The 14,974-nt window shown below is 33.6% G+C and carries 5 protein-coding genes; all 5 read right to left on the bottom strand.

Annotation, left to right across the window (positions count from 1 at the left end):
- Positions 1 to 213: 213 nt before the first annotated feature.
- Positions 214 to 5,055, bottom strand: coding sequence for a T9SS-translocated chitinase ChiA (gene chiA, locus B8T70_RS17025; protein ID WP_086895590.1), 4,842 nt, complete (start codon positions 5,053 to 5,055; stop codon positions 214 to 216).
- A gap of 375 nt (positions 5,056 to 5,430) precedes the next feature.
- The gene (locus tag B8T70_RS17020) at positions 5,431 to 7,497 is read right to left on the bottom strand and encodes a beta-N-acetylhexosaminidase (protein ID WP_086895611.1); all 2,067 of its coding nucleotides are present in this window, start codon (positions 7,495 to 7,497) and stop codon (positions 5,431 to 5,433) included.
- A gap of 155 nt (positions 7,498 to 7,652) precedes the next feature.
- A complete protein-coding gene (gene nagB, locus B8T70_RS17015; protein ID WP_086895589.1) occupies positions 7,653 to 9,590 on the bottom strand; it encodes a glucosamine-6-phosphate deaminase in 1,938 nt (645 codons plus the stop codon).
- A gap of 110 nt (positions 9,591 to 9,700) precedes the next feature.
- Positions 9,701 to 11,272 carry a SusD/RagB family nutrient-binding outer membrane lipoprotein gene (locus B8T70_RS17010; protein ID WP_039120579.1) on the bottom strand — a complete coding sequence of 524 codons (1,572 nt, stop codon included), beginning with the start codon at positions 11,270 to 11,272 and terminating at the stop codon, positions 9,701 to 9,703.
- An 11-nt stretch (positions 11,273 to 11,283) separates the two neighbouring features.
- Positions 11,284 to 14,313 carry a SusC/RagA family TonB-linked outer membrane protein gene (locus B8T70_RS17005; protein WP_039120578.1) on the bottom strand — a complete coding sequence of 1,010 codons (3,030 nt, stop codon included), beginning with the start codon at positions 14,311 to 14,313 and terminating at the stop codon, positions 11,284 to 11,286.
- Positions 14,314 to 14,974: the final 661 nt, after the last annotated feature.

Raw genomic sequence — 14,974 nt, 5'->3', positions numbered from 1 at the left:
AAAAAACAACTGTATCTCTCCAATCGCGATAAGGCATAAAAAAACCTGGCACTAAGTACCAGGCTCATAATGATTTCCTCTAGGTAAAAACCAAATAACAAATTACCTAAATTCAATACATTTATCCAAAATATGAAAAATCAAATTAAAAAATAAATAACCAAACTCAATTTTAACTGCCCCAATTTTTCATTTTTTTGAATTCTTAAAATCTTAATTTAAAAAGTTCATTACCTTAAATGATTTTCTGTTTCCAGATTTATCAGTCACAACTACGATAAATAATTGTTTGGTTAAGAAACTTCTGTTTTCTAGCAACAAATTGTTACTATTTTGTATGTTTTCGTAACTTAATACCGATTGTCCGATTGTGTTATACACCTCAACTTTACCGATATTATTTGCTTCGTTAGATATTGCTAGTGCATTATCTTTAAAGTATGCAATTGTTTTATTGCTTGTTACTTCTATCTTATCTTCTGCTTTTATTTTAGCAGTTTGTGATGCAAAATAAGCTGCATATGCTTTAGACAATTCAGATGAATTACCACAAGAAGATGCATCCCAGTTTACTGACCAAGTCATTAAACCTCTTAAAGAAGGATATGGTCCGCCTGGCTGCATAGTGTAGGTTCTTCCTGAAAAAGTAGTTCCGGTTCTTAAGTAATGCATAGCATTAATTCCTTCTGTCGGCGTTAAATAACCGCTACCGGCTGCACTTGGACAAGCTGGTAATGCAATAAGAACTTTTGAAGCTGGTAAACCATCAAAACGCATTCCTGTTGTGCCAATATTATACCCTTTTATAATCATATCTGTTAGGGCTGTTACCATGTTTGATTTCTTAGCTGAACCATAATATTGACCATCTAATCCGTTTTCTCCTCCTGTATTATACAATTGTACCGCTAACAAATCTAATTCATTACGCAAGTTTTGAATGATTGGAAGGAAGGAACCAAATGTATCATTATAGGTAGAATATCCTCCTTGTACATATTGTGTTTCTGGAGCTGCAGTTAATAAAAATCCAGGACCATAGTAAGCTTTTAATTCTTTGAAAGCATCTACTACGTTTTTTAATCTTGGATAAGCAGAAATACCCGCATAAGAAATATCTCTTAAAGCTCCTGCATTAAAATTCATTGATCCACCTTCAAAATCAATATCAACTCCATCAAATTGATACTCATCAATAATTGCTTTTAGACCATTAACAAAAATATTTTTTTGAGTTACATTGTCTAAAACAACATGACCATTTTGACCTCCAATAGAGACAATAACAGGAACTCCGCTATCTCTTAAAGATTTTATATCATTTTTCAACAATTGCTTATCGAAAACTCCATTGGTCAAATATCTAGTGTCATTTGTAGTTAATACTGGTGTATAACCATCACGATTAACTGTTTCTACGAAAGAATAATCAACTACGTTAAATTTACTTCCTACCATTTGAGAAAAATATAAAAATGGAGCACCAGCATTTTCCCAAGAATGTGCATATCCTAAAAGAACTTTAGCCGGAAGCGGAATGAATATTCGTGTCGAATTAGTAATCGTAATCGATTGATTAAATAATTTTTCACCTCCTGCATTATCTATCGCTTTTACTATTAATGCATATGTTATATGAGCATTTGGAGTAAATGTATAGTTGTATGCATTCCCTGTACCTTTTGTCATAGGAAAATAAGTTCCGTTTATGCTTACCGAAACGCTTACAATTGTACCATCGGCATCTGTAACATTAACACTTAGTGCCACTGGTTGGAAACCTGAAGGCTGATTAATTGTTGTCGTTGCTGGTGAAACCCAAGTAATTACCGGCAATGAATTAGGACAAGTTGTCCCTGAACATTGTAAAGAGAACGCTTTTGTATTTTCTGCCGTTGTACCACTTGACGCCGTAACAGTTGCTTTCAAGGTATAATTTTTGTTGAAATCTGCTGCAACTGGTGTCCAGTTTGCTACATATTCCGTTCCTGAAAGTATTGCTGTAATATTTTGTCCGTTAATGTTGAATACAACTGACGAAATAGTTAAGCTGGCATCTACACTTGCAGTTGCTTTCAGCTGAATCGCTGTTCCCGGAGCAATCGCTACAGTTGCAGCTGAAGGAGCTGTAATGGTAACCTGAGGTGGTAAAACTGTATTTGTATTAAAGTTATACACCTGAGGCGTTGTTGGCATAGCAAAGTTTACCAGATTATTTGGAAAATATGCGGTATTATTATTCTCCCAAGCATTTAATTTTAAACTTAAAACTTGTGTATAACCTGCTGTAACTGTATTATCATAGCTAAAAACTCCTTGTGCATCTGTTGTTGCAATAACACTTTTCCAGTTATGTGTACTATCTGTCCAAGGCACAACTAATTCTACTTTGGCTCCTGATACCGGAGTTGTTCCATTCTTAACTGTTCCGCTAATTATAGTACCTGGTGCAACAAGCTCTTGAGTAACACTTAAAACTTTACTCTCTACCAAGCTTTTATCAACTGTAGTCGCTGATGGAGTTTTAGTTTCTGATACTGCAACTACTTCGCTCGGTACGCTTTCGCCTGCAACTTTTAATGGTGCTACTGTTCCTGTACTAAAGTCATAGACTTGTGATGTAGCTGGAATAGGCAAGTTTGTAAGATTAGAAGGTGAATAAGTAACGTCATTATTCTGCCATGAATTCATTTTTAAACTAGCGATGATTGTATATCCTGAGAATATTGCATTATCAAAACTATATTTTCCTTGCGCATCTGTAGTAGCCAGAAAACTAGCATATGGATGTGCATTATCTGTCCAATTAAAAATTAATTCTACTTTGGCACCTGCTACTGGATTTGAACCATTCTTAACTGTTCCGTTAATTTTGCTAACTGGAGCTGCATTTTGTGTAAAGTTTAAAACTTTACTTGCCGTAAGATTATTATATACCGTAGAAGCTGGTGAGAATGTTACTCCTGCTTTAGCAATTGTTACTGTATAGTTTGCTCCCGAAGGTAAATTAGCAATACTATACGCTCCTGTAGCACTAGATACTGATGTAAATGTTCCTGCTGTAGAAGTTGCTGTAACTGTTGCTCCAGAAACTGCTGTTGCTCCATTCATTACGCTTCCGCTAATAGTATAATATACCGTTTGAGTAAAATTCAAAACTTTGTTTTCACTTAAAACTGAATATACTGTAGATGCTGGCGTAAATGTTACTCCTGTTTTTGCAGCTGTAACTGTATAATTAAGTCCTGCTGTTAAAGCTGTAACAGTGTATGCTCCGCTTGCATTAGTAACTCCAGTAAATGTAGTTGTTCCTGCTGTTGCTGTAACTGTTACTCCCGAAACTGCTGTAGTTCCGTCTAGTACAGTTCCGCTAATAGTATAAAGCGGTTGTGTTCCCTGAATAACAACGTTGGCTTGGTTTGCTACAAGATTTGTTAATGTTACTGGCGTAAAAGTGTATGACGCTTTTAAAGCTGTAACAGTATAATTTGCTCCTGAAACTACATTGTTAAAAGTATAATTTCCATCTGTAGAATTAACCGTTTGAACAATTGCATTGGTAGCATCTTTTAGCTGAACTGTAACTGCTGGCACTAAATTTGTACCATTTTTTACTGAACCACTTACTGTTAATGTTCCGATAACGGCAGCACTAAAAGTAGTATTTACTTGTCCTAATAATGCATTAGGAATAGCTCCTCTGGTATCTTGAGATAATTCCCAAATCATACCTCCACCAAGATTTTTGGATTTAATATACTCTGCTTTTAATTCCATCGATTGTTTATCTTCATAACTAATAAACTGATGTAAAGAAGCATTGTATAGGTAAGGAACTTTGGTTGCATTATCCCAATATCTTACCCATCCTGCAGATGCTGCTGCTGGAGTAACCAACATAGTGTTTGGGTCTAAATAAGGATGTGAGTTTGTTACCGGATTACCTACTAAATCGCAAATCTCGATACTTCCTGATTTTTCGCAAGCTGCGGGACCATCCCATGTTCCTGTTGGATTTTGCGGATTTGTACATCCTGAAACTGCATCTCTTGGTGCTGTAACAAATAATCCTGGCATATTAGGCACTGTATTAGTTGTTCCAACATTTTTAAATATTTTTCCGTAAAAAGGCAATCCCATTACTAGCTTATTAGCAGGAATACCGATAACGTTTAAATATTGGTTTGTTAACTCATCTAGTGATTCTGATTGAGTTGCGTTGTATAACGGATCATTTGTATTTCCGCTTGGATATAAAGGGGCATTGTAGCATGTTTTATCATACCAGTTTCCTCCAAAATCATATCCAAAATAAGTGATATAATCGCAATAAGTCGAAATATCTTCTGTCATTCCGTATTGTGCTCTATTGTTTGGACCTAAATATTGTGCTCCTACTTTTCGAACATTATTACCTGCAGCAATTGTAACTAATTTATTAGGCATTGCTTGTCGCATTGCTTTTAATAAATAAACCAAATTCTTGTTATCATCCGGACTGTATTTTTGTGGAGGTATTGGTGCTCCATTAATAACTTCAGTTCCGTCTGTTCCTCCAGAAAGGGGATATTCCCAATCGATATCAAATCCATCAATAAAAGGATAAGTTACCAAGAAATTAGCCATATCTGCCGCTAAAGCTGCTCTGGCAACTGGGCTTGCAGAAATTGGTGAAAGATCTTGTCCTTTTGTCCAACCTCCTACGGAGATTAAGATTTTTAAATGTGGGTACTTTTGTTTAAGTTTCATTAAATCATAAAAATTTCCTTTTACAGGAGCGTCCCACGGTATTCCGCCTTCCATATGCTCAAAATCAGCATAGGTATCCAAACATTTTAATTTGGTATTTTCTGGGTGTGCCGGATCGAAAGTGGTTCCGTAAAAAGAATAATTTAAATGGGTTAATTTACTTCCGTCAATTTTGGGGACATTAAAATCCCTAGCATAAATGGCCCATTGAGCATAGTATCCGACAACTTTTTTATTATGTGCTGGTTGGGCAAATAATACAATCGGAAACAAAAATAATAACAGCAATCTGTAATAATGTTTCATAATTAATAAATAGGTTGGTTAATAAAAAATAAATATCCAATTGGATTAAATGATAGATTGGTAATACAAAAACCAAAAATCACTTTAAACAAATGGTAATCGCTAACTCAGTTACATTTGGGGCAACTGAATCATTTTTAAATTAAAACAGATAAACTTGGGGCTTAGCAATCTTAATTGTAAATCTTTATTATATTTTAAATTTTAATATCTATTTTATCATGGATTCGGTATTCTAAAAATATCCAAACCGAATCTTTACCATAATTTATCTCTCCTGGAAATTCCAGAAGAGATAATTAAATTACTAATTAATTATGGCAACTAAACTTCAACTAATTCAATTATTAATCTAACACAACTTTTAATCTTACTCTATATTAATTTTTTTAAACTTTCATATACTGCTAACTCTACATCTCCATAATCTTTAGAGTTACATTTCTCTAATAATTCATTTAAAACTGCTGGTGCAACTGTTGCTTTATTATCTAAAACATTTACTAATTGCTGTGATAAATCACTAAGATTATTAGCAAGTGGTAAAATTGGCTGGATCAAAGGCGCATTTTCACTTAAACTTGTTAGGCTAGCTTTTAAACCAATCCACTTGTTTAAGAATGAAGTTACTTTGGCTTTATTAGCGGCTGATTTGTCTGCTAAATATTCTTTTACAACTGTATCAAAAGCAATTGCATCTGAAGCATCTGGTGTACATGCATCTGCAAAAAGTGTAAATGGTGAATATGTTTGATATTCAACTCCTCCTTTATTTCTCTTATACCCTTTTAAAGGCTCACATACATTAGAGAAATCGATTAATGCTGCAATGTTTTGATTGTTTGATATATTTCTTAAGATTACATCTTTGTTTCTAATATGTGTAATTCCTAGTTCTTCTAGTCTAAATGAAACAACTGCTAATCTTCTGCGCATGCTGTTTAAATCTGTAATATCTTCTGCAGACCATAATCTTTCGGCTATTGCTGCTGTTCTTGGCCAAAGTCTTGAATCCATGGTTAAAGGTGTTACAAGTTCTGTCCACATTGTAGCTTCTCCTCCTAATACTCTTGCTTTTTCTTCTGGGGTAAAGTTTGCACTTTTAGGTAATGGATCGTTTAAATAATGTGCTTCTACTCCTTGAACTAAATCAATATAATAACCATTAGATAAGACTGTTTTGTAACCATTTTTCACAGATTCTGTTAATGATTTTCCAACTGCAACTCCTTCATTTGGCCCTCTCCATGCGTGAATAATTGCATCTTTAGACATGTCTTTTGTCATAATCTCTTCCCAACCCATCAATTGTTTACCATGTTTTTTAAGCATCGGAACTAATTGCATCGTAAAATAAGTTTGCAAATCATGATTGGTTACTAACTTATATTTCTTTTTAAACTCTTGTATTTTAGGGTTTGAATCCCAGTCTTTACCTTCGTTTTCATCTCCTCCGATATGAAAGTATGCACCTGGAAATAATGGGCATGCTTCATCAAAAATCTCGCTTAATAATTGGTAAGTTTTAGGATTAGATGGATCTAATGTTGGGCTAAAAATTCCTGCATTACGCTCTATACTATATGTAGAAACTACTGCTGCTTTTGCACTACTCTCTGAAGTTCCATTAGATATATTTACTACTTTACTTCCTATTTCTGGGTAAGCTGTTAAAATAGCTGATGCATGACCCGGAACATCGATTTCTGGCACGACCAAAATTCCTCGCTCATCAGCATATTTAACAATGTTTTTAATTTCTTCTTGTGTATAATAAAATCCATCTGAAGCTAAATCAGTAAGTTTAGGATGTTTTTTTAATTGTATTCTCCATCCTTGATCATCTACTAAATGCCAGTGAAAAACATTCATTTTCATAGCAGCCAATGCATCTAGGTTTCTTTTAACAACATCTACTGGTTGAAAATGTCTTGCAACATCCATCATTAAACCTCTCCATGTGAATCTTGGAAAATCTGAAATTTGAGAAACCGGAAAGTAGTAAGACGTACTATTGTTTTGTAACATTTGTAACAACGTTTCAAGGCCATGTAAAGCTCCTAAATCACTTGTTGCATTAATTGTAATTTTATCTTGCTTTATATCAAGATGATAACTCTCGTCTTCATATAAACCAATTTTACCACTTTTGGTGCAATTTATTTGTAATTGTGCTGTAGGTGCTGAATTAAGTTTGGTCAAAAAATCTTGCTCAAAAAACAATCCTGTTCTACCGTCTAATCTTCTTAAAAAACGAGTTGCCCCGCTAAAAATTCTCGGATTAGGGTTTCCTGTAATATTTATTCTAAAACCTTTAGTTAAAGCAAATGTACCCTCGGATAAATTTATTGTTTGTGGCCATGGCATAAGGTTTAATTGCTCTTTTTTTATTTGAGCATTAGCTACTATACCTGAAAATAATAAAATCAATATATATTTCATATTTTTTGTTGTAAAAGAGTCTTTTGCAATCAATACATATTGACTTAAAAACTCGGATAAAAACAAAACTCAGAATAAAACCTAATTGAACCTCTTTATCACCAAGGTATCACTCTGAATTTTGTAACTTAAATTATTCTAACTTGTGTAATCTTTTAATAATCAAAACGTTTAAAGGCTTCGATTGCTTCATATTCGGCAAGTCCTAAATCATCGTATAAAATCGCTGTGTTTTTATTACGATCTTCAGCTCTTACCCAAAACTCTCTAGAGTCGTTTCCTTGAAACATTACTCTGTCTTTTTGTGATTGGTGGTATAAAATAGCGTGACGTTTTAGCAATACTTCTGATGGGCTTAATGGTACTGCCATGTCTATTTCATGAATATCCCATTCGTGCCAAGCTCCTCGGTACAACCATAACCAACAATCATCCATGAATGGTTTTGGTTTTAATTCTTTCATTGCCGCAAATATGGCATTCAAACATACTTCGTGCGTGCCGTGTGGATCTGCTAGATCTCCTGCTGCAAACACTTGGTGTGGTTTTATTTGTTCGATAATGTCCTTTACAATTGCAATATCTTCTGGACCTAACGGATTTTTCTTGATTTGTCCTGTTTCATAAAATGGCAGATCCAGGAAATGGGTATTACTATCTTTTAATCCAATATATCGTGTAGCGGCATAAGATTCTCTTCTTCTTATTAATCCTTTTAGTTTACGAACTTCTAACGAATCAATCTGATTCTCTGATTTATTGTTCAAAAACTCTATTACTGATTTAAAGTTTATTTTGGTATCGGCATCTGTTATAAAATCATTACTTACTTCTGCAAATTTTAATGCTTCATCATCGGTAACGGCAATATTTCCTGAGGTCTGATATACTACATGTACATCATGCCCTTGTTTTATTAGTTTTGAGAATGTTCCTCCCATCGAGATAACATCATCATCTGGGTGTGGACTAAAAAGGATAATTCTTTTCTTGGCTGGATTAGCTCTTTCTGGACGGTGTGAATCGTCGGTGTTTGGTTTTCCTCCTGGCCATCCTGTAATGGTGTGTTGCAATACATTGAACATATTAATGTTCAAATCGTAAGCTGAACCTTCCTGAGCCAATAAATCGGACATTCCGTTATTGTTGTAATCTCTGTCGGTTAATTTTAAAATGGATTGTTTTGTTTTTTGGCATAGCCAAACAATCGCTTTGCTTTTTAATTCCTGATTCCAAATACATTCTCCTACCAGCCATGGTGTTTTAAAACGGGTTAGTTCGGATGCTGCCAATTGGTCCAGAACAAATGTTGCATTGCCATGATTTTGCAAAAATGTAGCTGGAACTTCTGAACTGATATCTCCCTGAATAGTTCTTTTGATGATATCGGCTTTGTTTTGTCCCCAAGCCATTAGTACAATTCTTTTAGATCTGAGAATTGTAGATACTCCCATTGTAATGGCCCTTTTTGGCACATTATCAATTCCGTTAAAATCGGAAGAAGCATCTACTCTCGTTATATGATCTAAAGTAATGATACGTGTTCCTGAATTTATGTGTGAACCTGGTTCGTTAAATCCTACGTGTCCGGTACGACCGATTCCTAATAACTGAAAATCGAGTCCGCCAGCATTTTTAATATTCATTTCATAATCAATACAATATTGATTTAACTCTTCGATTGCAACGGTACCATCTGGAATATTTACATTATCAGGATTGATATCGATGTGGTTAAAAAGATGTTGATGCATGAAATGGTGATAACTCTGATTGTTTTCCCTTGTCATCGGATAGTATTCATCCAAATTAAAAGTTACAACATTGCTAAAACTTAATCCTTCTTCTTTGTGCATTCTAACTAATTCTTCATATACTTTTATAGGTGAAGAACCTGTGGCTAAACCTAGTACACAAGATTTATTCTTTTCTTGTTTAGATCTAATTAATTGAGCAATTTCCTGCGCAACAATTATCGATGCCTCGGTAGAGTTCCTGAAGATTTCATTGTGGATTTTCTCAAATCGTGTCTCTTCAAACTTACCAGCACTCTTATAGCTAATGTCAGGTTTAATTTCTATAGCACTTTTCATTTTATATTTTTTTATACTATTTATTATAAAGACATGCGTGTTTAAAAGAGGCATAAGTAATTTTCATTACTTATGCCAACTTACATTCTTTTTTAAAAAATCTGTTTTAATTAGAAGTTAGGGCCTGTAGTATCCCACCAAAGTCTGGTTCCTCCATTATCTGGACCTCCTAGTTTGGCTAATCCTGAAGCTACACCTTGAGGGTTGTTTGCTTTTTCAGACTGAGAAAATTGCATTCTTCTTACACCAAATTCAGTAGTAATTATACCTCCACTTTGGTTATTATTAATTCTAAATAATTTAGGGTAACCTGTTCTTCTATATTCAGACCAAGCTTCTTGCCCATCAGGATAAGTAGCAATCCATTTTTGAGTAATGATTTTTTGAAGATTTATTTCTTTATCAGCACCCCAAGCAACTGTAACATTATTAATTGCTGGTGTATTGTTTTTTGGTTCAATTAAATCTACATAATCTTTTGCAGTTTTAGTATTATCTGCAATATATGCATCTGCACCAGCAACACCATTTTGTTCAAAAGAAGCTTTAATCCCTCTTTCATAAAGAGTTTTAGCATCTCCTTTCATATCCCAACCTCTTAAAGCACCTTCAGCTCTTAAGAAGTAAACTTCAGCAGTAGACATCCATGTTACTTCTCCTGTTCTTGTTCTTGGACCAGTTTGTGAAAACTTAGCATAGGTAGTGTTACTTGGATATACAATACCAGTTCTAACACCTTTGTACTCACCTGGAGCAATTGCAGATGTTTCCCAGTATTTAGCCATTCTAGGATCATCATAACCACCTAAAATAGACTCCATATCTGCACCCATAAATAAACCTCCCCAAGCATGGCTCATTTGGTCTATTACATTAAGATCTACTGGAGACTTAATTTTCATTACATCACCATTTGTTTCCAAAACACCAAACGGATGATTTACTGCTTTTTCAGCTTCAACTTTAGCTAATGCTGGATCAATTTTAGAAATTCTCATTGCTAATCTTAAACGCATTGAGTTTGCATATTTTATCCATTGTATATATTTACCGTCATAAGATGATAAATCAGTTCCTGTAAATACTGATTTTTCTCCAGCCTTTTCTCTTGCTGTTAAATCATTAACTGCAAAATCAAGATCCTTAAACATATGCGTGTAGATTTCTTGTTGAGAATCATAAAGAGCTGCCCCCTCTGTTCCGTAACTTGAATATACTGCTGGCCCATACATATCTGTAATTCTAGCCATTGCAACAGTTTTTATGATTAATGACCATGAATAGAAATTATCATACTTTCCTTTTGCTCTTTGCTCAACTTTATAAAGATATGATATGATATTAAGATAAGCATCGTCCCAAGCACGTGTATTAAAATAATCGTTTAAGACATAATTATTATTAATCTCAATATATTTAAATGGATTTGGAGTAATCATATATCCAGACCAAGCATCACCTTGTAAACTTTGTTGCTCTTGGTATTGCCAAGTTATATCAGAAATATACATTCTGTTAAAACTTGGTACGAATAAACTTTTTATATTATTGAAATTTTGCTCTAAATCTGAAGGACTTGCTCCAACGGGATTAGTATTTATTTCCTCAAAATTATCTGTACAGCTAAATGCTGCAAGTAAAGAAAGGCATATTGCAGTTCTTTTTATTTTATTTGATATCATGACTTTTTAAATTAGAAAGTTAAGTTTATATTAAGACCAATACTTCTTGTTGATGGCAAACCATACACATCAACACCTTGCAAACCTTGACCAGTACTTAATGCAATATTTGGATCAAAAGGAGCATCTTTATAAATAAAGAATAAGTTCCTTGCGATTAACGATATACTAGCTGATTGTACGAATGGTAACGTTTTTCTATTAAAAGTATATCCTACAGATACTTCTCTAACACTTACGTTTGTAGCGCTATAAGAATATTCTCCAGTCGCACCATTTCTACCTCCTACACTGTAATAATATTTATATGCATCCATAGTACTCACTGCAGTTCCGTCTGGTTTTACAGCATTAACAGCAACTCCACCTGCATTTCTTGCATCTCCAGTTCTTTTAGAAACTCCATTTGCATCATTCATAGCTTCAGTTAAGCTTAAAACTTCTCCTCCAAAACGACCATCTAACAAAATACTAGCTGTAAAAGCTCCAAATTTGAAAGTGTTTGAGAAACCAATCATAAAATCAGGATTTGAGCTTCCTATCTCTTCCCAATCTGTTTTTTGAACGTTACCAGCATCATCAAGTACAATCCTTCCCTGTGCATCTTTTAATATATTTTTCCCTTCGATTACTCCAAACGGTCTTCCTTCTATCAATGAATATCTGTAGTTACTAGACCCTGCAGTAGTAAGAATAATTCTTCCTCCATCTAAACTTTCTTTTGGTATACTATTAACTCTACTTTTATTTGTAGAAAAGTTAATACTTGAATCCCAAGAAAATTTATCTCCTTTAATTATACCTGCATTTACAACAGCCTCAAAACCTTTGTTTGTAATACTACCCGCATTAATAGCATAATTAGTATAACCAAATGGGTTTGTAGCTGGTGCAGCAATTTGAATAAATTGGTTTTTAGTTTCAGAATCATAATATGATAATTCAAAACCTAATCTGTTATTAAACATTCTCCATTCAGTACCTATCTCAACCTCAGATTTAAGCTCTGGTTTTAATGAAGTACCTGGCATTGGTCCCACTAGTGGATTTACAGAAACTCCTGCAACAATTGTAGTTGTTGGACTTGTCATAGATATTGCAATATCATTACCTACTTGAGCATAAGTAGCACGCACTTTTCCGTAGCTTATCCAATCTGGCATTGAAGTCATTTCACTCAAGATAGCCGATACCCCTACAGAAGGATAAAAGAAACTTGGATCTTTTGTATTTACTAATGTTGAAGACCAGTCATTTCTAGCTGCAACATCTAAATATAAGTAGTTTTTGTATCCAAAAGTAGTAGCTGCAAATATAGATTGTACTTCTCTTTCAGAACCTGTTTGTACGTTTCCGTTATTAGATTTAAAATTTCCTAATGTAAAAATGTTTTCATAAGCTAAACCTCCACCAATTCCTGAATCCAAAGTAAGACCTGTAGATTTAGAGTTATTGATACTTGCTCCGATTGTAGCATTAAAAGAGAAATCTTCTGAAAAGTTAGTATTGATTAAACCAATTAAATCAGCATAATTTTGAGTTCCAATTAAGTTAGCATTAATATATCTTCCTGTTGGATGAGCCAATGCTGAAGCAGTCGATGCATACATTTCTTTTTGGAAATTGCTTTCACTTCTGTTATAGCTATATCTAGAAGTTAAATGAAACCAGTTATTTACTTTGTAATCTAATGCAATTGCTCCATTAAAAAAGTTATTCGTATCAACTGATGTTTCTCTATTCATAACCCAATACGGATTCTCATTAGTATCAGAAATTGTCATACCAGGATAGTTTTGTACCATCATGTTTTTTACTGGATCAAATACTTCGTAAGTTTTTAAATCATTTAAAGAGTAAGCTCTAGGATGAGAATAAATAGCATTTACTGGATTAAAATACAATCCGTTTGTAGGTCTGTTATTAATTGTTTGTGAAGTATAATTACCTGTAACGGCAACACTTAATCTATCATCAAAAAATTTACCTGTTTGGCGTACACCAAAGTTATTTTTCTTTAAACCATTATTAGGAATAATTCCAGAAGCACTTGTATTAGAATATGTTAAACTAGTTGACATTCCTTCACTAGCTTTAGAAAAAGCCATTGAAGTAATTTGAGTTACACCAGTTTCAAAAAAATCTTTTACTTCGTCTTTTACTTTTTCTTTAGCTCCCCAAGTCACATCACTTCCAGCTGCAGATGTATAATCTGACTGAAATTTAGGTAAATAAGCAGCAGTATCAAATGTAGAAACTGAATTTACGTTAAATGATTCAACACCAACTTTTCCTTTTTTAGAAGTAAGCAAAATTACCCCATTTGCTCCTTGACTTCCGTATAATACAGATGCAGCAGCACCTTTAAGAACTGTCATACCTTCGTAATCATCAGGATTAATAAGAGATACAACATCTCCTCCATCTCTGTTACCTCCTGCTAAATCTCCAAAAGTTCCATTAGGTTGTCCTGAACCTGCATTATATAATGGAATACCATCTATTACATAAAGAGGTTGTGTATTAGTAAATGAAGAATTACCTCTAATCGTTACTTTAGTAGAACCTCCTGTACCAGAAGAACTTTTAGTAACTGCTACACCGGCAATTTTACCAGCGATAGTATTGATAACGTTAACATCTCTTACTCTAGTTAACTCCTCACCCTTTAATTCTTGAGTTGCATACGTTAAAGATTTTTTTGCTTTTTTGATACCAAGAGAAGTTACCACAACCTCATTAAGAGAATTTGATAAACCTTGTTTTAACTGAACATTAACTGTTGTAGCATCTCCTACAACAATCTTTTGTGTTTCTAAACCTACATAAGTAAAAAGTAACGTTTGCCCTTTTTGAGCATCAATAGAGAAAACACCATCAAAATCGGTAACCGTTCCTTTTTGCCCCCCTTGTACTGCAACGGTAGCCCCTGGCAACGGCATCCCATCAGAATCTGTAATCACACCTTTGACATTTTTAACTTGAGCAAGTGAAACCTGCGCCGTAAAAACAATCATAAAGATTAAGAAAATTTTTTTCATGTTTATTTATTTTTGTTAGTTATGGTGTAAATTTATTCTTAAGGGATTGTTAATAAAAATAAATTATACCAACAACCACAAACTTTAAACAAACGACATAAAATAATCAATAATACGTTATACGAAAACGTTTTCCTTGTATGTATTATGGTGTATTTTGTATTTTTTTTAAAGCTTAATGTAAAAAAAAGTTAGTTTTATTAACTAATCATTTAAAGTCTCAAAAATATCTTTTTATATTTTCAAATTCCTTTCTAATTATAACAGAACCAATAAAATAAGGAGTTCTTACAAGATTAATTCTCATTTAATTATGATCAAATCTTAGACAATTATTAATCTAATACCTTATTAAAACATATTTAACATACGTTTAATACATTCTTTTAATATCAAAACTCGGGTGTAAAAACAAAACTCAGAATAAAACCTAATTGAACCTCTTTATCACCAAGGTATCACTCTGAATTTTGTAACTTAAATTATTCTAACTTGTGTAATCTTTTAATAATCAAAACGTTTAAAGGCTTCGATTGCTTCATATTCGGCAAGTCCTAAATCATCGTATAAAATCGCTGTGTTTTTATTACGATCTTCAGCTCTTACCCAAAACTCTCTAGAGTCGTTTCCTTGAAACATTACTCTGTCTTTTTGTGATTGG

Source organism: Flavobacterium sp. AJR (assembly GCF_002156885.1).
Classification (GTDB): domain Bacteria; phylum Bacteroidota; class Bacteroidia; order Flavobacteriales; family Flavobacteriaceae; genus Flavobacterium.
The sequence above is the reverse complement of the archived record's forward strand: the minus strand, read 5'-3'. Positions and strand labels throughout refer to the sequence as shown.

What these genes read in the sequence shown, in the direction of transcription:
- chiA (WP_086895590.1), bottom strand. Translation starts at nt 5,055, where the DNA reads ATGAAACATTATTACAGATTGCTGTTATTATTTTTGTTTCCGATTGTA.
- B8T70_RS17020 (WP_086895611.1), bottom strand. Translation starts at nt 7,497, where the DNA reads ATGAAATATATATTGATTTTATTATTTTCAGGTATAGTAGCTAATGCT.
- nagB (WP_086895589.1), bottom strand. Translation starts at nt 9,590, where the DNA reads ATGAAAAGTGCTATAGAAATTAAACCTGACATTAGCTATAAGAGTGCT.
- B8T70_RS17010 (WP_039120579.1), bottom strand. Translation starts at nt 11,272, where the DNA reads ATGATATCAAATAAAATAAAAAGAACTGCAATATGCCTTTCTTTACTT.
- B8T70_RS17005 (WP_039120578.1), bottom strand. Translation starts at nt 14,313, where the DNA reads ATGAAAAAAATTTTCTTAATCTTTATGATTGTTTTTACGGCGCAGGTT.